A 26,789-nucleotide genomic window follows, 5' to 3' on the forward strand; every position below is an offset into this window, starting at 1 on the left:
AAGTTTACCAATTTCGAAAATTAAGTAATAAATTAGCAAGCGTTGGTATTATGAGCTATATAAATGGCTGAGTTTATAAAGTATTTATCTTATGTTTAATGGCTTATGCATTGCTAAAAAAGAATTTTGCTTTTCTTATTTTCTTCTTTTTGATGACATGTTAACGCCCTCTATGTTTATCCGAAGGGTATTTTTTGTTCCTGCAAAACTTAGCTATGATTATTTTTATTTTTTTTGCAGAGAATCATTTTATACATTGGAGTAACTCTTTTTTAATCACATTTTATTGAATATTCATATAGCCTGTCACTAGTTGAGCTTATAGGGAATTATGAAGGAAACTGGTTCTCATGTAAATAATGGGTTTATTGCTAGTGGATATGCGCATTTTGGATTAGTTGGTATTATGATTTATGCTGTTATTTTAGGATTTATTTTAAAAATATTAGATTATGTTACCACCAGAGGGGTTTCAGTTTGGTTTGTACTATGTGTTGTCGTTGTTCCGCTTAGGGATGCTTTAATTTCATCCGATTTGTTGACAACATTACTAACTCATGGATTATTTGTTGCGCTAATCTTACTTTTTCTATCTATTGATAGTAATAAAATTTATTATAAAAAATAACGTTAGTCGCTTACTTCTATATAATTACAAGAATACATTTAGTTATATTAAAATAAATAAATTTTTTTATTTGAGGCCTTAGTGCTAACAAAAAATGTTATTATTCGATAATTATATAGTTTAGGAATTTGTAAAAACGATGTTGTACTCATCAGAGCAGATTTAGGCAAAATTGGTCGTATTGAGTGAGGAGTTTTTGGTTTTGTTGATGCACTATTAGATGTGGTTGGTGAAGGTGGAACTATCATTTCGTTGTGGCGTTCACTAGCTGGGGTTCATTTATAAAAAAACCAAAAATTGAAGATGCATTTGATATATCAAAAAAAAGCTACGTTAGGGCTTTACTGAATGTAATGTTAAGACACCCAAATGCATTAAGAATTAAGCATCCAATGTGTTCCTATATCGCTATAGGTAAATATGCAAGTTATTTTACTGCAGATCATAATGAAAATTCTCCTGCATATGAACCCATTAGAAAATTAATCGATTTATATGGGAAATGCGTACTTATAGGCTGTGTGAAAAATAGTCTTGGGTTTACTACAGCTCACCTAGCAGAAGCAGATTTGGGTTTACTTAAATTAAATATTTTTCCTATTAAATAGGGTTTATTATAAGTTTATTGATGGATAGTATAAAATTTTTAAGAGAAAAGATTTTGGGCTTTGTTCCGACTCTTACTATAAGTTTTATTCTCATTATGTTAATGAAGGAATTCTTCAGGCAGGTAGAATTGGAAAAGCTTATTCAATAATAGTACCCGCGAAGGAGTCTTATAGGATTGCAAAAAAATATTAGAATTGGATAGTAAATTTAGTATTTGTGATTCCAAAGATTGTATTAATTGTAATATTAGGCGATGGGATCAGTTACATAAAATCCCCCTTTTTATAATAAGAAAAATTATCAAAAAATTATTTATTAAATTTTTTTAATAAAATAATATTTATAATATACTATTATACTTAATAGTATTAGGAAAGTTAGATATATGTATAAGTTAGCTACAACTACACTGATTTGGTTACAAACCCTATTAAATGAACGGTATGGTCATTTATTTCATTTTTATTACCTTAATTTTTCAACATTAGTGTTATGTTTATCCAATTCAGAACAATCAATAATATTTAATAACTTGCAAAGTATTTTCTATTGTTCACAATCTGACTTTGCATGCCAGCAATGGAGACTTTCAGCGGAAAATTTTACCGCGCCAATTGATGATCTTATTCCTGCTCCATCCGCTACTAAGTTAATGAGTCCGCTAATTGAATTTAACGAAAAAGGGGCGACTATACATTCTGATATTCTCGGTCTGATCTATTGGATGTTAAATAGACTCGAAGAAATAGAAAGTCATGATTTAGATAATTATCAGCGCTTTCCTGCTAGCTCATCACATGCATTTAGTCATGGTTATCTTGAACGGCCATTTATAGACGAATGGTTGATCATTCTTGGGCAGGTGATTCAGCGGGTCTGGCCACAGTTAGTATTAAAGCAACATACATTTAGTATCAAGGTTTCCCATGATATGGATAGGTCTAGTTATGCTTTTACGCCATGGTTATCAATTGGACGTATAATGGTGAATGAGCTAATTAAAGACTACAAAATTAGAATATTGGTCACTACCCCTTATTTAAAGTTAACTACTCGTACGCAATTACATTCTACTGATCCTTATAATACATTTGATTGGCTTATGGATGTGTTAGAAGCAAATAATCTACAAAGTGCTTTTTATTTTATTTGTGGCCGTACTGATGCAAGAAGAGATGCTAATTATGAGCCAGAATACGCAGTTATTCGTCAATTGATGCGTCGTATCCATAATCGGGGTCATGAAATATGCTTACATCCTAGTTATGGTACCTATCAACATCCAGTTTTGATCAAATCTGAGGCGGAGCGACTGAAAAAAATTTGCACAGAAGAAAACATAATACAGTCCTTCTGGGGAGGGGGAGGGCGAATGCATTATTTACGCTGGGAGCATCCAACAACGCTTCAGGCATGGAATGATGCGGGCATGGATTATGATTCTACGCTTGGTTATGCTGATAGCCCTGGCTTTCGCTGTGGTACATATTTTGAATATCCAGCATTTAACCCGATAACTCAACAGCAATTAGCTATTCGTATTCACCTATTAATCGTGATGGAGGCTACTATTATTGAATCAACTTATTTAGGGTTGGGTGTGGGAGATATAAAGCATTAAATAGAATTTTGAAATTAAAAGACATCTGTTATAAAGTTAATGGCTGTTTTTCGCTGCTATGGCATAATTCTTCACTTCTTTCTAATGAATTAAAAGAGGTGTATCAATGCTGTTTGAGTAGTAAATGTAGAATAACGCTGAGGAAAGAGTAATGTTTTAGATTTTGGTTTTTATTTACACCAATTATTGCATTTTATCTGCTTAGGATAGTTGATAAAAAAAGTAAATTAGGTGAGTATAATAAATATTACTGTTTTTATATTTTTTGTTATAGGGAATCTTACAGATTTTTTGTTTTGGGGATGATTATAGATTTTTACTTGGTGTAAATAGCCAAGCTTTAGTTTTAAAAGTTTTATTTTACTCGTGTTTATAACGTTGATAGCTTTTGTAATTTTGTTTAGTAAGAAAACAATAAAATAATATGTTAACAAAGAAGGTATTATAATTATTTTATATGTTATTTATTGAAAATTAACTTTTAATTAAAGAGATTATTTTTTTAACTTTGGTGAAATAGCTAAATTAATAACTGATTAGTTTGTTATAGGATATTCTTGTATTCATAGAAAGATATAAATTAAAGCTAATAAGAGAAGGTGAATTTTTATAACTTTTTAAGATTATACATTTTTTATTTTTATTATAGTTAATTAAATTTTATATAATATTATCATCACATCATTAAAAAGAAGTAAAATTTTTTTAGATTTTTAGTGAATATTGATTACTTGATTATTAAAAATAAAAGTAATTTCATAGAATATAAAATCATTTACTAGATTAAATATATTTAAAGGATTTGAAAAATTATCTTACTAAAAGAATTAATGTTTTAGGTTATTATTAAAATATAATAGATAAAATAGTAGGAGGAGATTTGAATGGTTTTGTTAAAGACAATAGAGTATTAAAATCTAGTCGTTCACTCACTTAAATCCTTTGGTTTTGATGTCATTGTCGTCGCTTTGCATAGCGATAATTTAAAGGAATATGAGGGAATTTCAGGTATAAATGTCCATAGGATAGTATTACAATCAAAGGGTTGGCCAAAAAACGTCCAGTTTAATTAATAAAATATTTTGAGTTTTTAGTAAAATTCATATCAAAATGCTGATATTCCACATTGTAATGACTTAAATGCATTGTCTATGGGAGCTTTCTGCCGATTATTTAATAAAAAACTGACGATAAGTTTATGACTCGCATGAGTATGCAATAAATGATATACCTTATGAATCTCAATTACCTATTAAGTTAAAATATTTAATTGAAAAATTTTTTATTCGATTTGCTGACAAAATTATTGTAGTTAGCGATTCAATAGCCAGAGATTATGCCAAGCTTTTTATGAAATTACTAAACCTTATTTAATTCTTAATTGTCCTAATTATAAAGAACAATCTAAAGAAAACATTTTTCGGGAAACTTTTTGTATTAGGGATGATCAAAAAATATTTTTTTATCAAGGTATCTTGGGAAAAGGACGTGGAATTGAAATATTATTAGAATATTTTGAAATGCATAAAATGAATGGAAATGTATTAGTCTGTATGCGGTGTGGTTCACTCGAAAATTTAGTTAAAAGTAAGGCAAAGATAAGTAATAAAGTTTTTTTCATCAGTATGTTAGCCCAGATACTTTGCTAAATTATACAAGTTCTGCCGATTATGGAATTGTTTTTATGTAGGGTTTTTGTTTGAACGACACGTATTGTTTACCAAATAAAATATTTGAGTATTTAATGGCAGAAATACGAGTTATTACATCAAATCTCTTTGAAATGAAAAGATTAGTTGAACAAGAAAAAATAGGAGTTGTAGCTTCGGAAAACACGATTGAAGGATTTAAAAATACCCTTAATGCAGTTCTTCAACTTAATTATGCTCAAATTCAAAAAAATATTTTTCAAGTCCGGAAAAATATTGTTGGCAACAACAAGAAAAAATATTAAATGAAATCTACCATGATTTATAAATATAAAATCGTCCATATTACATCTGCACATTCTCGTCATGACCAGCGTATCTTTTTAAAAGAATGTGTCTCATTAGTTAAATATGGCTATCAAATTGCTCAAATTGTCATAGATGGCAAAAAAGATGAAATTAAAGATCAATAAGTATTTATGACGTAGGTGCTTCCAAGGTACGTTTAGATCGTATTTGTAATGCGCCGAAGCTTATATTTAAGAAAGCAATTGAGGTAAATGCTGATATTTGTCATCTGCATGATCCGAAGCTGATTCCTATTGGCTTAAAATTAAGAAAATTAGGTAAAAAAGTTATTTTTGACTCCCATGAGGATGTCCCTAAGCAACTATTAGCAAAGCCCTATCTTAATAAATTCGCCAAGCAATTATTGGCTAAAATTTTTGCTGTTTATGAATGCTGGGCTTGTTGTAAATTTGATGGCGTTATCTCTGCCACTCCCTATATTCGGGATAAGTTTATCAATATGGGCGTTAATTCAATAGATATTAATAATTATCCCATAATTGATGAATTTTCCAAAAATGATACTAATTGGGCGAATAAAAAAAATTATGTGTGTTATATAGGGGGTTTGACTAAGATCAGAGGTATTAATGAGATTGTTGAAGCCATGGAATATGTTAAACAACCAACACAATTGGTATTAGCGGGTGAATTATCCGAGCAGATTTTCAAAAAAATAGTAACAGAAAAGCCAGCATGGGATCGCGTTATTGAAAAAGGCTGGTTAGATAGAAAAGGTGTTTCTGCTATACTTAGTGACTCAGTCGCTGGTTTAGTTACCCTACATTCCATAATTAATTATCTTGATGCTTTATCAATTAAAATGTTTGAATATATGGGGGCAGGGGATCCCCCGGTTATTGCATCAAATTTTCCTTTATAGAAAACGATTATAGAAAAAAATAGCTGTGGAATTTGTGTTGGATCCATTAGATCCTAAAGAAATTTCTGAAAGTATTAATTTTATCATTTCAAACCCTGAAAAAGCAGAGATTATGGGTAGGTAGGGATGGTCAACAGGCAGTTAAATAAAAATATAACTGGGATATTGAAGAAAAGAAATTACTTAATTTCTATCTTTCAGTAATTAACAGATAAAATAATTTTCTTCCGCCTTATTATGTATCTTGAAATAATAGATAATTAGTTATTCAAAGTTAGGACATAAAATCTATGTGTGGTATTTTCGGTGTCATTTCGCCAACTTTAGTAGATATAGAAAAACTTAAATTCCTTGCAGAACATGCACGTCAAAGAGGCAGGGATTCTAGTGGTTTAATTATAGAATCATCAGTTGGTTATAATATATATAGAGCTGATTTTGACATCAGGAAATTGTTATCAAAAGTGAAGTTTCAGCATACTAAAGTTGGTCTTGGTCATAGCCGCCTTATTACTAATGGTTTGTCTGATAATCAACCGGTGGTGAGAAATGGTATATGCGTCATACATAACGGTATCATTGTTAATGACGATAAAGTTTGGTCAATGATTAGCAAAGAACGATTTCATGAAATTGATACTGAAGTTATTGCCGCGATCACCGAAAAACATCTTGAAGAAACAGGGCAGTTAGAGGGAGTTTCTCACGCGGTCCTTTCTCTCTGTCAAGGGGTAGTTGCGTGTGCAATTACTGTACCTAAGATGGGCAAAATGGTTATTTTTTCCAATAATGGTAGTTTATATTCAGCGAATGTAGATAAAACTATTTACTTTTCTTCGGAAGAATTTCCCTTAAAGGAAATTGGCGGCGAAAATATCAAACAAATAAAAACTAATGAACTAATTATCGATATTCCACAGCATGATAAATTAAATATTTCCGATTATCATATTCGTAATCAGGATCTCATTCCTAAATTTAAACATATAGAAGCGGAAAGAAAATTATTAGAGTATCCGTTACTGAAATTAAAACGTTGTAGTAAGTGTATTCTACCTGAAACTATGCCCTTTATCTCTTTTGATGATAAAGGGGTATGTAATTACTGTAATAATTACAAATTACGTAATAATCCTAAACCTAAAGAGGAGTTATTCAAGTTAGTTGAGCCATATCGTAAGCAAGATCACCTGGATTGTATAGTTCCTTTTTCTGGCGGCCGTGATAGCTGTTATGGGTTACATTTAATCGTTAAAGAGCTTGGTATGAAGCCAGTCACTTATACCTATGATTGGGGAATGGTAACTGATCTGGGGCGGCGAAATATCAGTAGGATGTGTGCAAAGCTAGGTATTGAAAATATTATTATTGCAGCCGATATTGCTAAAAAACGTCATAACATCGCAATGAATCTTAAAGCTTGGTTAAAATCTCCTCACTTAGGAATGATAAGTATTTTAACCGCAGGAGATAAGCATTTTTTTAGGTATGTGGAAACTGTCAAAAAACAGACTGGTATTAATTTAAATTTGTGGGGAGTTAATCCGCTTGAAGTTACCTATTTTAAAGCCGGTTTTTTAGGTATTCCGCCTGATTTTGAAGAAAAGCGAGTATACACGCATGGTTGGCAAAAACAATTAGCCTATCAAAAACTAAGATTCAAAGCCATGCTTGATAGCCCGGGGTATTTTAATCGTTCGCTTTGGGATACGCTTAGCGGTGAATACTATCGCAGTTTTATTGAAAAGAAAGATTATTTTCATATTTTTGATTATTGGTGTTGGGATGAACAAATTATTGATAACACATTAATCAATGATTATGACTGGGAAATAGCGATTGATACTAATACAACTTGGCGCATCGGAGATGGAACAGCTGCTTTCTATAATTATATATACTATTTAGTCACCGGTTTTACCGAACATGATACCTTTAGAAGTAATCAAATCAGAGAAGGGCAAATGACACGTGAAAAAGCGTTAACATTGGTAGCAGATGAAAATCAACCAAGATATGAAAATATTCGTTGGTATCTTGATGTCTTAGGTATGGATTTTACTGATGTTATAAAAATAATAAATGCGATCTCAAGAAAGTATAATTTTTAATTAGGATGTTACATGGGCGAGTGCTATTTGGTATATAACTAAGTATTTTTCACCAAAAACTGAAAATTCTTTAGGTGGTAGAGATTGGTTTTTAGTAAATGAAATGGCAAAAAAAGGTCATAATGTTACGGTAATAACTTCTGACTCAAATATTTTTTCCGATATTCCTTATAAGTTAAAAGAACGTTTGAAGATAGAGACTTATGATCAACTTTTTATTTATTGGTTGAAAACTATTAAATATAAAGTATCTAAATCATTCTTAAGAATTATTAGTTGGTTTCATTTTGAATTAAATTTATTATTTCTTAATAAAAAAGTTAAAAAAACCGGATGTGATTATTGTTTCTAGTTTATCTTTGTTAACTATAATCAATGGATTATTCTTGAAAAAGAAATACAAATGTAAACTGATTTTTGAAATTAGAGATATATGGCCATTAACGATTGTTGAAGAAGAAAAATTTAGTAAATATAATCCTTTTGTCCAATTCTTGTCCCTAATTGAATACATAGGATATCGATATTTAGATGCAATTGTCGGTATGATGCCAAATCTTATTGAAAATGTTGATAACATTGTGAGGTACAATGTCTTTGGTTAAATGTATACCGATTGGCTTTGATGAATCCATATTAAATAATACCTGTAAAATTAGTGATGATTATATTAATCACTATTTTGACGAAAGTTATTTTAATGTTGTTTATGCAGGAACAATAGGTATTACTAATGCTTTAGATGTTTTCTTTAAAGCGGTCGCCGAGATGGTTAATCAGGACAAATCGATTAGATTTATACTTGTCAGTGATGGTGCTTTAAAGCAAATGTATATGGAAAGATATAGTCATCTTGATAATATCGTTTTTGCGCCGAAATTACCAAGGAAAATGGTTCGCTCAGTACTTGAAAAAGCGAATGTTGTTTATTTTTCTACTTTTGATTCTAAAGTATGGAAATATAGGCAATCACTTAATAAAGTTGTGGATTATATGTTATCAGGGAAGCTTATTGTCGCATCATATGGCGATTATCCTTCTATGATTAATGAGGTTGAATGTGGTTATTTTATTCCGCCTGACAATGTTGAGGCATTAAATAACATTGAAACTTTATATATCAGTATGTAGATTTTTATTTGCGTTTTCGATATGATTATTAGAATAGAAAATCTGTTTTGAATAATATTGAGTAAGGAATTAAAATTGTCATTTATATTAATTTAAAAATTTTTGTTATAATTTAATATTAATTTTTTATTTAGTATTATTTCCTTTCATTTTAATGACAATTTTATTTACAGCTAAGATAATGTTCTTATAGCTGCGCAATCATATTTATATATTTAGTTTTAAATAATGAATGTAAGCACCGGACTAAATGCTAACCATTCTCATACTCAACAGGCGATAATTGATTATTTGTCGTTTGATCTTATTCAGTTGTAGTAACTAAGGTAATCCAATAGGTCTTGTTTCATTTCCTCTCGATTAGCAAAATCAATCATGCTTTAGTTGCCAAAAATCGTTCTACCATCAGGGCATTATCTGGCCAGCGCCTTAAGCCTTCGCGGCTTGCTTTCGGATCATTGCTTTTCCGTAAAGATTGATATTGCCTAATGGATATAGGCTTCCTCATTTAACCACCAAACCTAACTGCCTGTGGTCTATTTAAGCTTAATTTTTATTTTATATTAATATGTTGCATATAAGCTCAATGTATTGCTTTAGCAAAATGTCCGAATTTATTACAACACAATAGTTTCGTGTTTAAAGGTGCTAACGACGCGGCTGGAGAAAAAATATTTAACGATAGTTTGGCGCATTGGGTAGTGAAGATAGCAATAAAGATGGCATGATTGATAATAGCGATCTTATCTGAAATTAGTTACTCAGTTACGGGCTTGCGATGCAAAAGTTGATGCACAATAGCTTAAGACACTGACAGAACTAGGGATCACTCAAATTAGCGTCCGGCCTTTGCATAAAGCTGAAATCCGTGACGGCAATCATCGGGTGGTTGTTAGGGTGGATCGTTAAGGATATATTATGAATATAAAGTTTGGATATTGGTAGCAGTGGCAGGTAGTTTTTTAGCTAGTTGTGATGATAAAAAGCAGAAGTGGTGCCCGGAGGCGGAATCGAACCACCGACACGAGGATTTTCAATCCTCTGCTCTACCGACTTGAGCTATCCGGGCAACGCCGCGCATTAAACCCTATTCCACACAACTCGTCAATGTATTTCCGGTAAAAAACGCGAAATCATGCTTATTTGCTGTTTTTTTTGAACCACGAGATAATGACTATCTTTTTTGTAAATTATTTTTTAATTTAAAGCATCATTCTTTCTACATTTAGCAATAGTTAAGATATCTTCTGCTAGTAGTTTGGCGATCAAAACATCTTCAATATTTCGCTTAACCACTAATTTGCTTAGCAACTTGCTCGCTGTCGTCTATATCTAGTTGCTTAAGCATCTAGAGACTAAAATTAAATGACAATTTTTTTTTGCTGTTCACTCAGTTGATTAATTGGATGCTCTGGATCTGGAAAAATACTGCATGCAGCAATAAATAGGCAGCCGGGAAAGCGATTATCGCTGACTTTTTGAGCTAACTGGTTATAAACGGGCTAATAGTTTTTCTTCCGGCGAAAGTTCGTCATTGAGTTGTATCTATCGGTGCCAGGTCTCAATTTGTTGACTATGGTGACGTAAACAATCATAAAGCAACGCTTCATTATTTGGCTAAAATTGACGCGATTTATTAAACTCTACTTTAAGTTTATTAAGTAATATTTCAATATTACAACCAAAGCCATGTTGTTCTAATAATTGTAGTACAGAGTTCAGTACTTGTTCACGTTGCATGTTTATTTCCCTTACTGTTGCGTAATTTGTTCTAAATGCTGATAGAACATTTTGCTATTCATAAAACCATAAACACGTGAATTAGGTAACTCGATGCCTTTATCATCATAGAAAATAATAGTGGGTAATCCATAGACATCGAGATATTGTAAAAGAGATTTTTGTTCAGCATTATTTTCTGTCACATTGGCTTGCAGTAATAATATATTATCCAGTTTACTTTTGACCTTGGGATCACTAAAGGTATATTTTTCAAACTCCTTACAGGCGACACACCAATCAGCATAAAAATCAAGCATAACTATTTTGCTAGTATTATTGCTTATTGCTTGTTTGATTTCTTGCCAATTTTTTACCTGTTTAAATTTTAAATCCATATGGCCTTGTGGTTTTGATATGGCAGGTATTTGCCAAATTACATTTTGTAGTGGCTGGGCCGCTATGATAGCTAATAGTAAAAATAAGATCTGACCAATCCGCGCCCAGCCGTTATATTTCTTAAGTAATAGAATGAACACCCATATACAAAATGCAGTTATTAATAAACTGCTTAACCTAAGACTCCAGATCTCGCCAAAAATCCGCTCGAGTAAGAAAATGGGTAACGCTAAAATCACAAAGCCAAACGCTTCTTTAACATATTGCATCCAAGGGCCGCTACGAGGAAGTAGTCGATGGCTAAATAATATTATGCCAATCAGTGGCAGCCCCATACCTAATGCATATAGGTAAAGTGTTAGACCTCCGATTAACAGATCTCCGCTTTGGGCAATATAAAGCAAAATAGCACTGAGTGGCGCTGTGGTACATGGAGAACAGATAAGTCCGGCCAGTGTGCCCATAATAAATACACCAAAATAAGATCCTGCTTTTTGGTGGTCGTTCCAATTAATCAGTTTTGTTTGCAGTGAAGATGGTAGCTGTAGGTTATAAAAACCAAACATCGAAAATGCTAGCAGAATAAACAGTACGGAAATTATGATCAAAACATAGGGGTGCTCAAGTGCGGCTTGAAATGATAAACCGGCCGCTGTAACAATTAGCCCCAACAGGGTATAAGTGAGAGCCATTCCTTGAATATAACTAAAAGCTAACCAAAAAATTTTTATTAAACTTTTGGGTCTTTGCTTACCTAATATAATACCTGAAATTAAAGGGTACATCGGTAAGACGCAAGGAGTAAATGCAACTCCAATACCGAATAGTAGTGCCCATAAAGCTGAAAAAGGTTGCTCTGTTTTTCCACTAGTCGCACTAGTCGCGTTTTTCGCTGATGAGTTAGCGTTTGGTTGAACAAATTTACTGGTGGCTAGCAATTTTTTGGTGGCAATGACGGAACTAAGAGGAATAATTTTTGTTTCTAGTGGATAACAGTAGCCGGCAGCTGCACACCCTTGATATTTCACTTCAATATTGGCTTGGTCTGTGGCACGGATAATAGGAATATTAATAACTAAATTATTAAAATAAACAACTGTTTTACCAAAAAATTCATCTTCATGATATTTTCCTTTTGGTAAATGATATTTACCGAGCTTGGCATGATTGGGAAGAAATTTTATCTGTTTTTGATAGAGATAATAGCCAGGTTGGATTTGCCAGTTTACTATCAATTTGTTTTCTTTTTGTTCAAAATCAAACACGAAGGCTTGATCAGCAGAGAGCAATTGATTCATTCCTCCTTTTTCAAAAATAGCATATGCTGCGGTTGATAAAAGGAATGTCCCACACAATATTAGTAATAAGCTTAAAACATAAACACGTCTCTGCATAATAGATTTAAAAATAGCTGTTAAGTTTAAAATAAGATAATTATTGAACTATAACCTACTGTTTATGGATTGGAAAAGTTTTAGTGGCTAATTTGTTTAAAGAATATTGATTATTACAATAAAAATTCAAGGACTTTAGGTCCTTGAATCAGATTTTTTTAACATTAAAGGATGATGCTACCAAACAAAAAGCCGAAAAGAACAGATAGGCAAACACCAATAGTGCCAAGAATAAAAAATGGATGATTAAACACAAAGCGACTAATGCGAGTATCGTACGGGTGTCATCCATTTGAACGGCAGCAATTAATGTTGGATAGGTTGGCAAACCGAAGAGACCCGAAACCGCAGAAAAAAGAGGCAATTGCGGTTAATGGACTGACGTTTAAAGCAAGCGCCATTGGCATTAACGCCTTAGCCGTTGCAGCCTGAGAGTAGATGAGTGCAAAACAGATGAAAAATATCACCGCTAGCATCCATGAATGATTATGAATAAGCTGACCGGCAGTGGCTTTTATCCACTCAATATTAGCCTGGACAAAAGTATCGCCTAACCATGCTACGCCTAAAATACAGATACAGGCACTCATACCTATTTTAAAGGTACTAGAATTTAAGATAGCATCTGTTTTAACATTGCAACTTAGTGTAATTAAGGTCGCTCCACTTAGCATGATAATCAAAATTGCATTGGTCGTATTCATTAGTGGTGTTTCAATTAGACCAAGAATGGGGCTATTAATCATGGCATAAATAACCACACATATGACACCTAGCAGAAAAAATAACACTGACTTTTTTGCGCCAGCTTTAATTTTTTTAGACTGACAACCTCTTAATTCTATTAATCCGGCGGGTAAACGTTATTGATAAATGCGATCATCAGCCAGTTTAGAATCAAAGCACCAAGAAATAATGGATGACATAAGTAAAATAGCTAAAAAAGTTGCCGGTAATAGAATAGCTAATATAGCTAATAGGTTTACTAACCATAGCAGGATTTTCCATAACCGAAGCAATATAGATCACAGCAGCTGAAATCGGTGATGCAGTGATGCCGATTTGTACCGCGACAACAGCTGTTGATAAGGGCCGGCAGGGTTTAATACCATTTTTTTTTAGCAACTTCAGCAATAACAGGTAATGTTGCCAATGAAATATTACCTGTACCTGAAAATAAAGTCATAAAATAGGTAACGATCGGCGTTAAGATGTTAATTTATTTAAGATTTTTACGAAGTAATTTTTCTGTTTGATCAATCAAATAATCTAATCCGCCTGCAATTTGCATGGCAGAGATAGCGGCGATAACAGCCATAATAATGGAAATAACATCATAGGGTATTGTTCCTGGTTTAACGCCTAAAATGGCCAGCATCAAGACACTAAGACCGCCAGCAAAGCCTATACCGATACTTCCTAGTCGTGCTCCCAGAAAGATGGCCAGCAGAACAATAATAAATTCTACGGCTAACATAATGTTTACTCCTTAAAGTAATTGATAATATTTTGTTTGTTTTTTGTATATGCATAAAGTAAAAGGCACGCTTCTTTGTAGGGAGCGTGCCTTAAAAAATTAAGACGAATTAATTTTTATTGTTAACATGCTAATTTAGTCATCAAAGCGTTTCGCTTTATACTGAGGATTTTTTAGATTTTCAACAGAGAAAATATCGTCTAATTGTTCTTCTGTTAGTAAACCTCGCTCTAATACCACTTCTCTAACATTTTTACCTGTTTCAGCGCATATTTTACCAACGATATCGCCATTATGATGGCCGATAAATGGATTAAGGTAAGTAACAATGCCAATCGAATTAAAAACATATTTTTCGCAAATTTCTTTATTGACGGTAATACCGTTAATACATTTTTCCAGTAAATTACGACAAGAATTATTCATTAATGAAATAGATTCAAAAATTGCCTGGCCAATTGCCGGCTCCATCACATTCAATTGCAATTGTCCTGCTTCCGCTGCGATAGTAACACAAGTATCGTTGCCAATAACTTTGAAGCATGCCTGATTAACCACTTCAGGGATAACAGGATTGACTTTAGCAGGCATAATAGATGAACCCGCTTGTAGTTCGGGTAGATTGATTTCTTTTAAACCAGCACGAGGGCCAGAAGAGAGTAGGCGAAGATCATTACAGATTTTTGATAGTTTAACGGCTAAGCGTTTTAATCCTGCATGTACTGTAATATAAGCACCGCAGTCGGAAGTTGCTTCAATTAAATCTTCTGCCGGAATGCAGGACAATCCTGTTACTTCCGCTAATTTTTTTACCACCAATTCTTGATAACCGGCAGCGGTATTGACTTGGGTTCCGATTGCGGTTGCACCAATATTGACTTCAAGTAATAATTCACTAGCGCGGTGTAAATTTTTTATTTCTTCTTTCAATAATGTGGCAAATGCATGAAATTCTTGCCCTATTGTCATAGGAACCGCATCTTGTAATTGGGTGCGACCCATTTTAAGAATATCTTTAAATTGGTTGGCTTTTTGTTCAAAACCTTCTTGAAGTAGGGTAATTGATTTTATTAGATTAGTAATAGAGTTATAAACCGCAATTCGAAAGCCGGTTGGATAGGCATCATTAGTTGATTGACTCTTATTTAAATGGTCATTGGGATCTAAATATTGGTATTCACCTTTTTTATGTCCCATTAATTCAAGACCAATGTTAGCCAGGACTTCGTTAGTATTCATATTTAATGATGTACCAGCTCCTCCTTGAAAGACATCTACTGGAAACTGATCCATGCACTTGCCTTTATTTAAAATTTGGTCACAGGCGTTAATAATCGCATCTGCTTGTTTTTGTGGAATGGTTTTTAGTTCTTTATTTGCCATTGCCGCTGCTTTTTTTACTATTACCATTCCACGAATAAATTCGGGTACATGATTAATAGTTCGGTCGCTAATATAGAAATTCTCGATCGCACGCAATGTATGAATACCATAATAGGCTTCAGCAGGTACATCTCGTTTACCTAATAGGTCTTCTTCAGAACGGATACTTTTAGACATACAAACCTTCTTAAAATTAAATAGCGATTTACTAACTGAATATGTAATGTAATAGTAAAAATGGATTATATTAACGTCAGATTTGAAATTAATAACTAAGATTTTAATTATAATCGTGATATATATTCCGAAATAGTGGTATTGTCATAAATATGGAATACTATTTATGCATCTTAGTGAATTAAATATGATATGTGTGATCACATTCACATAACCCATTAAAAAAATTAAAATTTTTTATCATTGAAAAATGCATGATAGATCTGCATCATATAGGTATTATCGGCTTATAAAGCAAATATAGTGATATTCATTTTTTTGAGACAATTTATCTTGCTAAGTCAAGAGGCTAGCTTTTCATTAGCAAATATTAGGAGAATTGTATGCGTTGGTTTCCATTCATACTTTTATGCCTGTTAATTTATATCGAAGAAGTTATCTTTGTTAGGGTTGCTGAGAGCATAGGTGTATTAACCACTTTAATATTGGTCGTTTTAACTTCATGCCTTGGAACTTCTTTAGTAAAAAGTCAGGGAATTAAGAACTTATTGTGGTTAATACGTCAAAAATTAGCTGACGGCAAAAATCTGGCCGATGAGATGATTAAGAATGTGGCCTTAGTAATTGCAGGTATTCTGTTAATCATACCTGGTCTTTTTATGGATTTTTTAGGTTTGTTATTACTATTTTCTCCGATCCAAAAACTGATAGTCGTGAAGCTTATATGCCGTATATTCATTTTTATTCTGTCGGAACAGCTAACGATAATTTTAACCATTTTTCAAAAGGGCATACCTATGAAGGTGAATTTGATAGAAAATTTGATTCTCCATCAAACAGCATTAAACATGAAGACAAATTTTCTAAAAAAGAAGATCATGATAATAAATAATACTAACGATTTTATTTTTTTAGTAGAAAGAAAAAATGAAAAATTTTTTGTATACCCCTTGAACTAATTTTAATTGACCCCATTTTATCAGACAGGGTACTGGTTTAATAAGACATACTAGTATCATCCTTATTTACTTTATATGGATTTTATTTATAGGAGATCTATTAATGAAGATACGTCCATTGCATGATCGGGTTATCATCAAGCGCGAAGAAGTTGAAGCTAAATCTGCTGGTGGCATTGTTTTGACGGGCTCTGCTGCTGGTAAGTCAACTCGAGGCAAAGTGCTAGCTGTTGGTAACGGTCGCATTTTAGAAAATGGTGAAAATAAACCGTTAGATGTGAAAGTTGGCGATATTGTTATTTTTAACGACGGCTATGGCGTGAAGACAGAAAAGATTGATAACGACGAAGTATTGATTATGTCAGAAAGCGATATTCTGGCAATTGTTGAAAAATAATTTCTCGCTTAGATCTTCAGAATGAATGAATTTAAAGGAAAAAAACAATGGCAGCTAAAGACGTAAAATTTGGGATTGACGCCCGTGCAAAAATGCTTCGTGGAGTGAGTATTCTTGCTGATGAGTTAAAGTTACTTTAGGTCCGAAAGGTCGTAATGTAATTCTGGATAAATCTTTCGGAGCACCTTCGATTACTAAAGATGGGGTATCTGTTGCGCGTGAAATCGAGTTAGAAGATAAATTTGAAAATATGGGTGCTCAGATGGTAAAAGAAGTTGCATCTAAGGCGAATGATGCAGCAGGTGATGGCACAACCACAGCAACAGTACTCGCTCAATCGATTGTTAGCGAAGGTTTAAAAGCGGTTGCTGCCGGCATGAACCCAATGGATTTAAAACGCGGTATTGATAAAGCGGTTTCTGCGGCAGTTGAAGAATTGAAAAAATTATCTAGACCGTGTGCTGAGAATAAAGAGATTGAACAAGTCGGTACGATTTCGGCTAACTCTGATAAAACCGTCGGTGAATTAATTGCTAAAGCAATGAAAGCAGTTGGTAAAGAAGGCGTGATTACCGTTGAAGAAGGTTCCGGTTTAGAAGACGAACTAGCTACTGTTGAAGGTATGCAATTTGATCGCGGTTATTTGTCTCCTTATTTTATTAATAAGCCAGATATGGGTTCTGCTGAATTAGAAAATCCCTATATCCTATTAGTAGATAAGAAAGTTTCTAATATCCGTGAATTGTTACCTATATTAGAAGCTGTTGCTAAAGCAGGTAAACCTCTGTTGATTATTGCTGAAGATGTTGAAGGTGAAGCCCTGGCAACATTGGTGGTAAACAACCTACGTGGTATTGTAAAAGCTGCTTCGGTAAAAGCCCCTGGTTTTGGTGATCGCCGTAAAGCCATGTTGCAGGATATTGCTATTCTAACCAAAGGTGCTGTTATCTCTGAAGAGATCGGTATGGAGTTGGAGAAAGCGACGCTAGAAGATTTAGGTCAAGCGAAGCGCATCGTTATTAACAAAGATACCACTACTATTATTGATGGTATCGGTGAGAAAAGCACGATTAAAAGCCGTATCGAACAAATTAAGCAACAACGTGATGAAGCAACCTCCGATTATGATCGTGAAAAATTGCAAGAGCGTATTGCCAAGTTATCAGGCGGTGTTGCGGTGATTAAAGTAGGTGCTGCAACTGAAGTTGAAATGAAAGAGAAACGTGCTCGTGTCGATGATGCGTTGCATGCAACTCGTGCAGCCGTAGAGGAAGGTATTGTTGCTGGAGGCGGCGTTGCTTTGGTTCGGGTTGCAGCTACATTAGATCAGTTGAAAGGTGACAACGAAGATCAAAAAGTTGGTATTGATATCGCCCTACGCGCGATGGAATCACCTATGCGCCAAATTGTTGAGAATGCGGGTGAAGAGTCAGCTGTAGTTGTGAACAATGTTAAGCAAGGTAAAGGCAACTACGGTTATAACGCTTTAACTGAAGAGTATGGTGATATGCTTGACATGGGTATCCTGGATCCAACTAAGGTTACTCGTTCCGCTTTACAATTTGCTGCCTCAATCGCCGGTCTTATGATCACAACTGAAGCTATGGTAACTGATTTACCAAAAGAAGATAAAGCTGATCTAGGTGCTGCTGCTGGTATGGGGGGTATGGGTGGTATGATGTAAGGTATTAAAATCCTAACATCCGTTATCCTTATCACGATAAGAACCCTGAGTTTAACTTTTGACTCGGGGTTTTTTTATTATCAAATTTTTATCTGTTTGTTATTTGATTTCATTAAGGTTTGCTAGCCACTGGTTATTGGCTTTAAGTCTATTTTTTCACATAATATGATTTAATTTTGCGATAATATGATTTAACCGAGTATATTTACTACAATAGGGTAAAATGTTGTTAACACGCTGGTATAAAACATTGATGGCCAAACCATTTGGTTGGATATTATGTTGTTATTGATAATAAGCTTAATTTGGCAAAAAAATTCGGTAATGTAAGCGTTGATATTAATATATAGCTAAAAGTAAATGAGGGACAACATGCGAATTAAAGTATTGCTTGGTGCCACTTCCAGGCTGGGCATTAACAAAACGAACTTTTTCGCCCGCGGTAGTAATTTTATTGGTTGTTGAACAGCCAACCAAGACGAATAGAGTGAATGCCAGCATCTAGGGCCGATTACCGGCACTTAAAGTAATTGTCTTAGTGGCTGGCTAAATAATGAGTCTAGTTTACTGCGTGGTGCAGCAAATGATTTACGTATAAAGCTGCTCAGATGGGAGGCAATGTTATTTATGGCGCCAATAGCCCAACGGAAACGTTACTCTCGAGTTTTATTCCTATTGACAGTAAAATTGATAGGACAAGTTTATAAGTGTCCATAACGCATGCTAAGCATGATCCTGAATAATATAGGATCATGCGTTTTATCATGTAGCTAAATCGTTATTGTAATTGTAAGTCAATCGGTGTTTTACTCAATTTTCCACCTATTTCTCGGGTTAATCTCGGTACCAGATAGCCTGAGATACGGGTAAGCAGTTCTTTCATTATGATGCGAGCCTCTTCATCCGTTACCATAAAATGGGCGGCACCTTGAACTTTATCTAATAGATGTAAATAATAAGGTAGTATGCCGTTTTCAAACAGTTTATTACTTAATTTAGCGAGACAGTCAGCATTATCATTCACACCGCGCAAAAGTACACTTTGATTTAATAAGGTAACACTTACCTGTTTTAACTGTTCCATCGCGCGACTAAACTCACTGTCAATTTCGTTGGTATGATTGATATGAGTTACTATAATAATCTGTAATCGAGAAATATTGAAACGTTGGCAAAGTGTTGTGGTAATGCGAGCAGGAATAACTACCGGTAATCGGCTATGGATCCTAAGCCGTTTGATATGAGGGATAGTTTCTAACTGTGACATCAGCCAATCTAACTCATGATCTTTTGCCATCAAAGGATCGCCGCCTGAAAAGATAACTTCGTTAAGCTCAGTATGCCGTTGAATATAATTTAATGCAGTCTGCCAATTTTGTTTGTTGCCTTTGTTCTCTTCATACGGAAATTGACGCCGGAAGCAGTAGCGGCAATTAACGGCACAACCTCCTTTCACTAATAGTAGGACGCGATCCTGATATTTATGTAATAATCCTGGAATTGGATTATTTTGCTCATTTAACGGATCAGTCGAAAATGTTGGCGTAAGATTAAATTCAGATTTTAGCGTAATAACTTGCCGTAAAAGGGGATCATTTGCATCACCGATCCGCATTTTTGCAATAAAAGGGTGAGGCACGCGCAGCGGAAATAAAGTACGAGCAGCACTTCCAGCACGCAATTCCGGATCATTTTGTAGTGACAGTAATCGTAGCAATTCGTTAGGATCAGTGACAGCTTCTGCAAGTTGTTGTAGCCAGACTTCTCTAGTAGGGCTTTTTTGAGTTACAATATTAAACATTTTTTGGCTATCCCATTTTTACTTAAAAAATTTAGAGGATTTCTATGGCTACCTATAGTACCAATGAATTTCGCTCAAGTCTTAAAATCATGTTGGATGGCGAGCCTTGTGCAATTGTGGAAAGCGAATTTGTCAAACCAGGCAAAGGGCAAGCGTTTGCTCGCGTACGGATCCGTAAATTAATTTCTAATAAGTTATTAGAAAAAACATTTAAGTCAACTGATTCTGTCGAAAGTGCTGATGTTATGGATCTGAACTTGACCTATCTATACAGTGATGGTGAATTTTGGCATTTTATGAATAATGAGACTTTTGAGCAATTAGCTGCTGATGAAAAAGTGGTCGGTGATAATGCAAAATGGTTAATCGATCAAGCTGATTGCATTGTTACATTATGGAATGGACAGCCTATTGCGATCACGCCACCGAATTTTGTTGAACTGGTAGTGGTTGATACCGATCCGGGTTTAAAGGGGGATACAGCAGGTACGGGCGGAAAACCGGCAATATTAAGTACCGGTGCGGTGGTAAAAGTTCCGATATTCGTTCAAATTGGTGAGGTAATTAAAGTTAATACCCGCTCCGGTGAATATGTTTCCCGGGTGAAATAATATTTAGCTAATCTATCGCTTTTAGTTAAAGGTTGTTTGTTAACAATGAATTGAGTGATAGGAGCATTATTTTTTTTATTGCTAATAATAGCCTGAAAATTTCAGGCTATTATTATTTCCGCAATATTTTCTATTATCTTAGCTATTGGTTTATTTGTTTGCTATTAGCCATTAGTGATTTAAGGCTTAGGTATTAATAATTCGCTGTGAATTCATGACAATGTTCTCATCATTTGCCGCTATTGCTAAATAGGGCGTTTCACGGCTAGTTGAGATGGCTGATTTTAGTGCGGTCAAAATCGTTCTGATAGAAAACAATGCTAAAATCACCACTGTGATCATAAAAAAACAGGTCAATCCTGGCATCGACACGATTATTAAAAGCTAATTGCACTAACTGAGATTGGCTATATTGTGGCGGAATATTACCGCTGTTAATCAGCGACTGAAATTTATTGGCAATGGCCAAAAAACTGATACTACTATTTTTACTAAATATTTTCTCCTAAGCCGCTGTCATCGTACAAATGATCAGCCAACTGGTAGGTAATAGGGTTACCCAAGCATAAATATGTCGTTTCATTTTAAATAAAACGATTATGCAAAGCATTAGCGCCATACTTGCTAGCATCTGATTGGCAATACCGAATAGTAGCCATAATGTATTGATACCGCCTAATGGATCTACTATACCTTGATAAAGGAAATATCCCCACGCTAACACACAAAGTATTGTGGCAATAATATTGGCAAGTAATGAATCGATTCTTTTTAGCGGTGGTGATATAAAACCTAATAAATCTTGCAACATAAAGCGTGCAGCTCTTGTTCCAGCATCGACAGCGGTTAAAATGAATAACGCTTCGAACAAGATCGCGAAATGGTACCAGAACGAGACATTGAGTAAGCCGCTAAATGTACTATGTAGTAGATAAGCCATTCCGACAGCCAGGGTTGGTGCACCACCGGCTCTTGAAATAATAGATTGAATAGATTGTTCTCCAACTTCGTTAGCAATGTTGATTAGAGTCTTTGGTGCAATATGAAATCCCCAACTACTAATTATTTGCGCCGCGGAAGCCACCATGTCAGAGGTTCCAACCAGTGCTAACATTGACATTGGGCTATTCATTGCAAAATAGACCGCTGGATCGATGATACAAGCCGCAATTAATGCCATGATAGCGACGCGACTCCATTAGCATGCCACCGTAACCAATCAAACAAGCCTGATTTTCATTTGCTAACATTTTTGGTGTTGTACCTGATGCAATCAAAGCATGAAAGCCCGAAACGGCACTACAGGCGATGGTAATAAAAAGAAAAGGAATAGTTCACCAGACCATACTGGTGCGCTACCGTCAATAAATTGGGTCAGTGCTGGCATTTGTAACGTAGGACGAGTAATGATAATACTGATAGCCAGTCCGATAATGGTACCAATTTTTAAGAAAGTTGATAGATAATCTCGTAGTGCCAATAGTAACCAGACAGGTAGCACTGCAGCGATAAAGCCGTAAATGATCAGTAGCCAGGTTAGTTGAATACCATCGAAATAATAGGCCCAACTTTCATTTTTGCTAACCCATTCACCTGAAACGATAGCAAAGATTAAGAAAGTAAAACTAATAATTGAAATTTCACCAATTTGGTCAGGGCGAATATAACGGATGTACACCTCCATAAAAACGGCTAGCGGGATGGTAAAGGCTACCGTGTAAGTTCCCCAAGGGCTATATGTTAAGGCTTTTACGACAATCATGGCCAGAACAAGAACAGCAAGAATAATCACCATAATCATAAAGCAAGCAATAAGGATTGTGATCCTTGCGATATTTCCAATTTCGGTTTTTACCAATTCACCAAGTGAACGTCCATCACGGCGAACAGATACAAATAGCACCATCAGATCCTGTACTGCACCAGCAAAAACAGCTCCCGCTAATATCCACAAAATACCAGGTAAATAACCCATTTGGGCAGCAAGCACTGGCCCAACTAAAGGACCCGCTCCGGCAATGGCAGCGAAATGATGACCAAATAGAATTTTTTTATTGGTTGGTACATAATCTAAGCCATCATTATAGCGAAGAGCGGGTGTCATGCGAGTCGGATCGATAGCAAGAACCTGATTGGTGATATAGCACCCATAGTAACGATAGGCAATTAAGTAGATACAAACCGCTGCAACAACAATCCATAGTGCGTTAATTTGTTCACCTCGATTGAGGGCAAATATAACCCAATGAAAAGGCACCCTAGCAGAGCAAAAATAACTCAGCTCATAGGTTTAATAACGTTATTCATATTAGCTCCATCTAATATTGTTATTAGTAAAAAAGTGATGATCTCCATTTTTATAATCTATTTTGCTTAAAGCTCAACTAGCTGAAACGTGCTAACCGATGAGATGTAAAAATTATTTTGCATAATTGTTAACTAGGTCACTTTCCTATTTGCTGTGAAACAGGTTAGTTGTATCGTTTTTTGTTTGTAACTAATAATTATTTTCTGTAAAAGAGCATGATTATAAATAATTAACTTTTCTATGTTTAAATGGACTATTTATTCTGCTTTATTAATTTAGTTTGAGCAGGATTAAATAGCGTTTTTTGTTTTTTTAATAAATAATAAGAATAACGCCAAATAAAAGTAGTAAGCACAGAAGTTATTTTTTAATAAGAGGTATTGTTTAGTGCATCAATTTGCTATTTTCCACCAAAAAATATCATTACTTTTTAATCATATTGGTCTTGAACCAATAGAAAAAACATCCAAACAGGAAGCTTTCAGTTTAACTATCGATAATAAATTTGACTTTTATTTGGGGTTAATTGATCAGTTTGATTGATATATTTTTACTGATTTAGGTCATGTAAATGAGTTAACGCAAAGAAATATTACTCTTTTATCTTTATTTCATTTTAATAATTTGACCCAGCTACGTTGGCAGCCAATTGCCGCAGTGAATGAAAAACAACATCTTATATTATGGGTGAAATTGCTTTTATATGAGATCAATGAATATGAAATTATTGATACTTTTGAATTATTGCTTGAAAAATCAGAACAATGTGTAGCTGAAAAATAATAGATTAACTTAAAAATAAAGGGTTTTATGATACCTAATATCTCACCAATTTATAATAATATAACGCCTAATACCAATTATGCCTCAGATGATGCATCTGGCGGCCAAAATGGCATGCAAAAAACTGAGTATCAAGGGCGTAATATTATTAAGAATAGCGAATCATCGTCCATCTTGTTACAGCACAAACCCCCATTTTGATACTGAAACGGCTCTAGACAGTAATCAAAAGCGGAGTCACGCTGGTATTAATTTTGGGATTGATGTAACGCCACCGGAACTTCCAGCAAAACCTACTGTGGTGGAAAATAAGTTAACCCACCCACCGTAGTTTCCTCCTAAGTCAAAGTTAGGTGCGACAGAAACCCTGGCTATACCAGCAGAAAAAGCGGTTGCTAAATTGCTATCTGGTGAAGTTGGTAAATTTATACCATCGAGTGCGGCAAGTATAATTGGCGATGATGGTATCCTTCTAAGTAACCAACGAAATAATAAGCTTTTGCTGGCTGAGGTAACTTTAGTTAAAGTACCGGATGGTAAGTTATTACCCGTAAATCGCGTACAAATTACGGATCGGAATGTGGCAATGATTAGCGAGTATCCTAAAACAGAATATTTAGAAAGTTATTTTAAAATGCTATCTGATAATCAAACGCCGCTTCTAGTTGTCTTGGCATCAAATAAGGACATTGAGACTGGAGGCTTACCTGAATATTTTAAGCAAAGTGGAAAGTATGGCAGTGTATCAGTTGAAATTGAAAAGGTTCTAGAAAATCGATCTGTTGGCAAATTTAACTGTGACGCGTATCAAATAGAAATTAAGGAAGGTAAGCATTCATATCAAGTGCCTGTTATTCATATTAATAATTGGCTAGGGAAAAATAGCATCGATAATGAAGGGTTAAAGGCTATCACTGCTCGTATTAATCTGGCAAGCCATGACCATTCGACTGAGCTTTACCAAAAAAATAGTAAAACAGTACATGATCTCAATAAAGTATTACCAGTAATACTTGGTAGTAAAGGATATGACCGCTTGGCTTTTTTAGTTGCTGCAACTCAAGTATTTAAACCTAATAATAAATTGAGTGCTGAAGAAATGATTAACGAAATAAAAAATTCCACTAGCACAAAATATTAAATAAAGAATTACAGCTGGAGTTACGTAAGCAATTTGAAGAAACGAAGGGCAATTACATTCGTGAAAAAAGATTATCCGCTAAGATGGATGAAGATACGACTAAATTAAAAAATGCTACTGATACAGATATGCTTCCCACCAAATTAAAGAGAATGTTAGGTGATCCAGAGGTACCCGCACCACCATTACCGCCACGTAGAATGTCAGCAGAAGACCAACAACAAACTGCACTATTAGCTAAAGATTTATTTAAAAGGTTAGCGGACAACTTTAGTGATGCCAACATAGACAAATCACAATATATTGAGAAAGTTGAGAATCAATGATTTGGCAATATCTGGACCGCAAAAGCAACGGCTGTGACAGCCTAGAATGGTCAGCCTCTACCCACTAATCGGGTACAAATTGCTGGTCAGAATGTGGCTATTGCTTGCCAATATCCAAAACCAAAATCAATGGAAGATTATTTTAAGATGTTGGTGGCTAATTAGACACCTGTGCTGGTTGTATTGGCATCAGAAAAAGATATTAATCCAGAATTTGGCGAGAAATTGCCCGAATATTTTAGAAAAAGCAATCAATATGGTGATGTTTTAGTCACTGCAAAAGGTAACGGTGAGGGTAAATTAGCTGACGGATTAGATTATCATCAATATTTATTACAAGTCACTGATAAAGTTCAAGATGCTAAAGTTACCATACCTATTATTCATGTTCCTAATTGGCCGGATCGAACTGCCTCTGGTAATAAAAGATTAAAAGAATTAGCTGAGCTTGTTAATGCAGTTGTCGATAAGAAAATTGATATCCATCAGAAAAAGGGAAGCAGGGCGATAAATGATAAAAATAAATTATTACCAGTAATACATTGTCGAGCTGGGGTTGGGCGTACTGGTCAACTACTTGCCACAAGGGAATTAATAAAACCAGAAAGTAATTTAAGTTTAGAAAAAATTGTTAGAGATATGCGTAACACACGTAATCGACAAATGGTTCAGACATCAGAATAAATGCAAGCGTTGGCTATGTTAGCTGCTGAACAGGGTAAATCAATATTCGATAAAAAAGCGTGAGCTATATTTTAAGTCACTAATCTATATAGTATAAATTGGTTTTTCTTTTCCTGATAATTGCCTGTACATACGCTGCTGCTGGTTTGTTTTTAGTGCCCTTCAGTAGCGTTAAATACAGGCCTATTTTTTGCTGTCAATCGCATTTTCGGTATAAATTCAATATGGTTATTTGTTAATAACCTTATGGTAAATATGTTGGATAAAGTCAGGCGGCCCGCGGTATTAAAATAAACAACTATTTTCAGCAATGCTTATTAGCTTTAGTAGCCTAACATTCATTTGTCTCCGCTATCCTCAATGTGCCAGGCTAATGTTTAACCTGCTTTAAACGATTACGTTAGATTATGATCATTAACCTTTTTATGAAAAATATATACTATTCAATCAGTATCAATGACTAGCCCTTATTTCCTGACTAAGATAGATATCTACAGAATATAGCAACAGTAACAAATTGCCAAAGGTGACTCTACAATTACTCTGGTAGGTCAGTATGAATAATT

At 34.4% G+C, this 26,789-nt stretch carries 21 protein-coding genes, 1 tRNA gene and 5 pseudogenes; 18 read left to right on the forward strand and 9 right to left on the reverse strand.

What is annotated here, in order from left to right; genetic code table 11:
* Positions 1–331 precede the first annotated feature (331 nt).
* From ARADI_RS09550 to ARADI_RS09585, 8 genes are all read left to right on the forward strand, one after another.
* Positions 332–628: a hypothetical protein gene (locus tag ARADI_RS09550; RefSeq protein ID WP_119711892.1), complete on the forward strand. Its 297-nt coding sequence runs from the start codon at positions 332–334 to the stop codon at positions 626–628.
* A gap of 254 nt (positions 629–882) precedes the next feature.
* Positions 883–1,236: an AAC(3) family N-acetyltransferase gene (locus ARADI_RS09555; RefSeq protein ID WP_119711893.1), complete on the forward strand. Its 354-nt coding sequence runs from the start codon at positions 883–885 to the stop codon at positions 1,234–1,236.
* A gap of 386 nt (positions 1,237–1,622) precedes the next feature.
* On the forward strand, positions 1,623–2,858 hold the full coding sequence (locus ARADI_RS09560; protein ID WP_202864200.1) for a polysaccharide deacetylase family protein: 1,236 nt from the start codon (positions 1,623–1,625) through the stop codon (positions 2,856–2,858).
* A gap of 1,744 nt (positions 2,859–4,602) precedes the next feature.
* On the forward strand, positions 4,603–4,812 hold the full coding sequence (locus tag ARADI_RS09565; RefSeq protein ID WP_147392398.1) for a hypothetical protein: 210 nt from the start codon (positions 4,603–4,605) through the stop codon (positions 4,810–4,812).
* Positions 4,813–5,108: 296 nt separating this feature from the next.
* A complete protein-coding gene (locus ARADI_RS18190; RefSeq protein ID WP_238149375.1) occupies positions 5,109–5,738 on the forward strand; it encodes a glycosyltransferase in 630 nt (209 codons plus the stop codon).
* A gap of 290 nt (positions 5,739–6,028) precedes the next feature.
* Positions 6,029–7,849, forward strand: a complete 1,821-nt coding sequence (locus tag ARADI_RS09575) for a glucosamine 6-phosphate synthetase (protein WP_119711895.1) — start codon at positions 6,029–6,031, stop codon at positions 7,847–7,849.
* A 335-nt stretch (positions 7,850–8,184) separates the two neighbouring features.
* Positions 8,185–8,454 (forward strand): hypothetical protein, encoded by a 270-nt coding sequence (locus ARADI_RS09580; protein ID WP_119711897.1) that lies wholly within the window; start codon positions 8,185–8,187, stop codon positions 8,452–8,454.
* A complete protein-coding gene (locus ARADI_RS09585; protein ID WP_119711898.1) occupies positions 8,441–8,980 on the forward strand; it encodes a glycosyltransferase in 540 nt (179 codons plus the stop codon). Before ARADI_RS09580 ends, ARADI_RS09585 begins: the two co-directional genes overlap by 14 nt.
* Positions 8,981–9,353: 373 nt before the next feature.
* Here the strand turns inward: ARADI_RS09585 and ARADI_RS19795 are convergent, their stop codons facing one another.
* The 6 genes and pseudogenes from ARADI_RS19795 to aspA all read right to left on the reverse strand — a co-directional run bounded on the left by ARADI_RS19795 (position 9,354) and on the right by aspA (position 15,529).
* On the reverse strand, positions 9,354–9,488 hold the full coding sequence (locus ARADI_RS19795) for a hypothetical protein (RefSeq protein WP_255420672.1): 135 nt from the start codon (positions 9,486–9,488) through the stop codon (positions 9,354–9,356).
* Positions 9,489–9,972: 484 nt separating this feature from the next.
* Positions 9,973–10,049, reverse strand: a tRNA-Phe gene (locus tag ARADI_RS09590).
* A gap of 128 nt (positions 10,050–10,177) precedes the next feature.
* A pseudogene (locus ARADI_RS09595) lies at positions 10,178–10,720 on the reverse strand (transcriptional regulator).
* Between the two features lie 11 nt (positions 10,721–10,731).
* Positions 10,732–12,492 (reverse strand): protein-disulfide reductase DsbD, encoded by a 1,761-nt coding sequence (locus ARADI_RS09600; protein WP_119711899.1) that lies wholly within the window; start codon positions 12,490–12,492, stop codon positions 10,732–10,734.
* Positions 12,493–12,656: 164 nt separating this feature from the next.
* Positions 12,657–13,969, reverse strand: a pseudogene (locus ARADI_RS09605) (anaerobic C4-dicarboxylate transporter).
* A gap of 135 nt (positions 13,970–14,104) precedes the next feature.
* Entirely contained in the window at positions 14,105–15,529 is a 1,425-nt protein-coding gene (aspA, locus tag ARADI_RS09610) for an aspartate ammonia-lyase (protein WP_119711900.1), read from the reverse strand.
* Positions 15,530–15,912: 383 nt separating this feature from the next.
* On the opposite strand from aspA, the gene ARADI_RS09615 reads away from it, so the two are divergent.
* The 3 genes and pseudogenes from ARADI_RS09615 to groL all read left to right on the forward strand — a co-directional run bounded on the left by ARADI_RS09615 (position 15,913) and on the right by groL (position 18,569).
* A complete protein-coding gene (locus ARADI_RS09615) occupies positions 15,913–16,488 on the forward strand; it encodes an FxsA family protein (protein ID WP_369406997.1) in 576 nt (191 codons plus the stop codon).
* A 103-nt stretch (positions 16,489–16,591) separates the two neighbouring features.
* Entirely contained in the window at positions 16,592–16,885 is a 294-nt protein-coding gene (locus ARADI_RS09620) for a co-chaperone GroES (RefSeq protein WP_026823014.1), read from the forward strand.
* 47 nt (positions 16,886–16,932) lie between these two features.
* A pseudogene (groL, locus tag ARADI_RS09625) lies at positions 16,933–18,569 on the forward strand (chaperonin GroEL).
* A gap of 339 nt (positions 18,570–18,908) precedes the next feature.
* Here groL and ARADI_RS21720 read toward each other — a convergent pair.
* Positions 18,909–19,070, reverse strand: a complete 162-nt coding sequence (locus ARADI_RS21720) for a hypothetical protein (RefSeq protein WP_439647097.1) — start codon at positions 19,068–19,070, stop codon at positions 18,909–18,911.
* Between ARADI_RS21720 and ARADI_RS09630 the strand changes: the two are divergent.
* Positions 19,056–19,286, forward strand: a pseudogene (locus ARADI_RS09630) (DUF4156 domain-containing protein); the annotation flags it as partial. The gene ARADI_RS21720 and the pseudogene ARADI_RS09630 sit on opposite strands and share 15 nt — an antisense overlap.
* A gap of 61 nt (positions 19,287–19,347) precedes the next feature.
* Here the strand turns inward: ARADI_RS09630 and epmB are convergent.
* A complete protein-coding gene (gene epmB / locus ARADI_RS09635) occupies positions 19,348–20,370 on the reverse strand; it encodes an EF-P beta-lysylation protein EpmB (protein ID WP_119711901.1) in 1,023 nt (340 codons plus the stop codon).
* 44 nt (positions 20,371–20,414) lie between these two features.
* Between epmB and efp the strand changes: the two genes are divergently transcribed.
* Entirely contained in the window at positions 20,415–20,981 is a 567-nt protein-coding gene (gene efp / locus ARADI_RS09640) for an elongation factor P (RefSeq protein ID WP_119711902.1), read from the forward strand.
* A gap of 186 nt (positions 20,982–21,167) precedes the next feature.
* Here efp and cstA read toward each other — a convergent pair.
* Positions 21,168–23,227, reverse strand: a pseudogene (gene cstA, locus ARADI_RS09645) (pyruvate/proton symporter CstA).
* Positions 23,228–23,835: 608 nt separating this feature from the next.
* On the opposite strand from cstA, the gene ARADI_RS09650 reads away from it, so the two are divergent.
* From ARADI_RS09650 to ARADI_RS09670, 5 genes are all read left to right on the forward strand, one after another.
* A complete protein-coding gene (locus ARADI_RS09650; RefSeq protein WP_119711903.1) occupies positions 23,836–24,072 on the forward strand; it encodes a CesT family type III secretion system chaperone in 237 nt (78 codons plus the stop codon).
* 79 nt (positions 24,073–24,151) lie between these two features.
* Positions 24,152–24,403, forward strand: a complete 252-nt coding sequence (locus ARADI_RS09655; protein ID WP_147392399.1) for a hypothetical protein — start codon at positions 24,152–24,154, stop codon at positions 24,401–24,403.
* Between the two features lie 69 nt (positions 24,404–24,472).
* Entirely contained in the window at positions 24,473–25,213 is a 741-nt protein-coding gene (locus tag ARADI_RS09660; protein WP_182853180.1) for a protein-tyrosine phosphatase family protein, read from the forward strand.
* An 83-nt stretch (positions 25,214–25,296) separates the two neighbouring features.
* Positions 25,297–25,539, forward strand: a complete 243-nt coding sequence (locus ARADI_RS09665) for a hypothetical protein (RefSeq protein ID WP_119711905.1) — start codon at positions 25,297–25,299, stop codon at positions 25,537–25,539.
* A 171-nt stretch (positions 25,540–25,710) separates the two neighbouring features.
* The gene (locus ARADI_RS09670; protein ID WP_119711906.1) at positions 25,711–26,223 is read left to right on the forward strand and encodes a protein-tyrosine phosphatase family protein; all 513 of its coding nucleotides are present in this window, start codon (positions 25,711–25,713) and stop codon (positions 26,221–26,223) included.
* The last annotated feature ends 566 nt before the right edge of the window (positions 26,224–26,789 follow it).

Source organism: Arsenophonus endosymbiont of Aleurodicus floccissimus, from assembly GCF_900343025.1.
In the GTDB taxonomy this organism is placed as follows: domain Bacteria; phylum Pseudomonadota; class Gammaproteobacteria; order Enterobacterales; family Enterobacteriaceae; genus Arsenophonus.

Excerpts from the sequence above, each read along its gene's own strand:
- ARADI_RS09615 (WP_369406997.1), top strand. The coding sequence starts at position 15,913 with ATGCGTTGGTTTCCATTCATACTTTTATGCCTGTTAATTTATATCGAA.
- ARADI_RS09565 (WP_147392398.1), top strand. The coding sequence starts at position 4,603 with ATGGCAGAAATACGAGTTATTACATCAAATCTCTTTGAAATGAAAAGA.
- efp (WP_119711902.1), top strand. The coding sequence starts at position 20,415 with ATGGCTACCTATAGTACCAATGAATTTCGCTCAAGTCTTAAAATCATG.
- ARADI_RS19795 (WP_255420672.1), bottom strand. The coding sequence starts at position 9,488 with ATGAGGAAGCCTATATCCATTAGGCAATATCAATCTTTACGGAAAAGC.
- aspA (WP_119711900.1), bottom strand. The coding sequence starts at position 15,529 with ATGTCTAAAAGTATCCGTTCTGAAGAAGACCTATTAGGTAAACGAGAT.
- ARADI_RS09620 (WP_026823014.1), top strand. The coding sequence starts at position 16,592 with ATGAAGATACGTCCATTGCATGATCGGGTTATCATCAAGCGCGAAGAA.
- ARADI_RS09550 (WP_119711892.1), top strand. The coding sequence starts at position 332 with ATGAAGGAAACTGGTTCTCATGTAAATAATGGGTTTATTGCTAGTGGA.
- ARADI_RS09600 (WP_119711899.1), bottom strand. The coding sequence starts at position 12,492 with ATGCAGAGACGTGTTTATGTTTTAAGCTTATTACTAATATTGTGTGGG.
- ARADI_RS09585 (WP_119711898.1), top strand. The coding sequence starts at position 8,441 with ATGTCTTTGGTTAAATGTATACCGATTGGCTTTGATGAATCCATATTA.
- ARADI_RS09575 (WP_119711895.1), top strand. The coding sequence starts at position 6,029 with ATGTGTGGTATTTTCGGTGTCATTTCGCCAACTTTAGTAGATATAGAA.
- ARADI_RS09655 (WP_147392399.1), top strand. The coding sequence starts at position 24,152 with ATGCCTCAGATGATGCATCTGGCGGCCAAAATGGCATGCAAAAAACTG.
- ARADI_RS09665 (WP_119711905.1), top strand. The coding sequence starts at position 25,297 with ATGGATGAAGATACGACTAAATTAAAAAATGCTACTGATACAGATATG.
- ARADI_RS21720 (WP_439647097.1), bottom strand. The coding sequence starts at position 19,070 with ATGCTGGCATTCACTCTATTCGTCTTGGTTGGCTGTTCAACAACCAAT.
- ARADI_RS09560 (WP_202864200.1), top strand. The coding sequence starts at position 1,623 with ATGTATAAGTTAGCTACAACTACACTGATTTGGTTACAAACCCTATTA.
- epmB (WP_119711901.1), bottom strand. The coding sequence starts at position 20,370 with ATGTTTAATATTGTAACTCAAAAAAGCCCTACTAGAGAAGTCTGGCTA.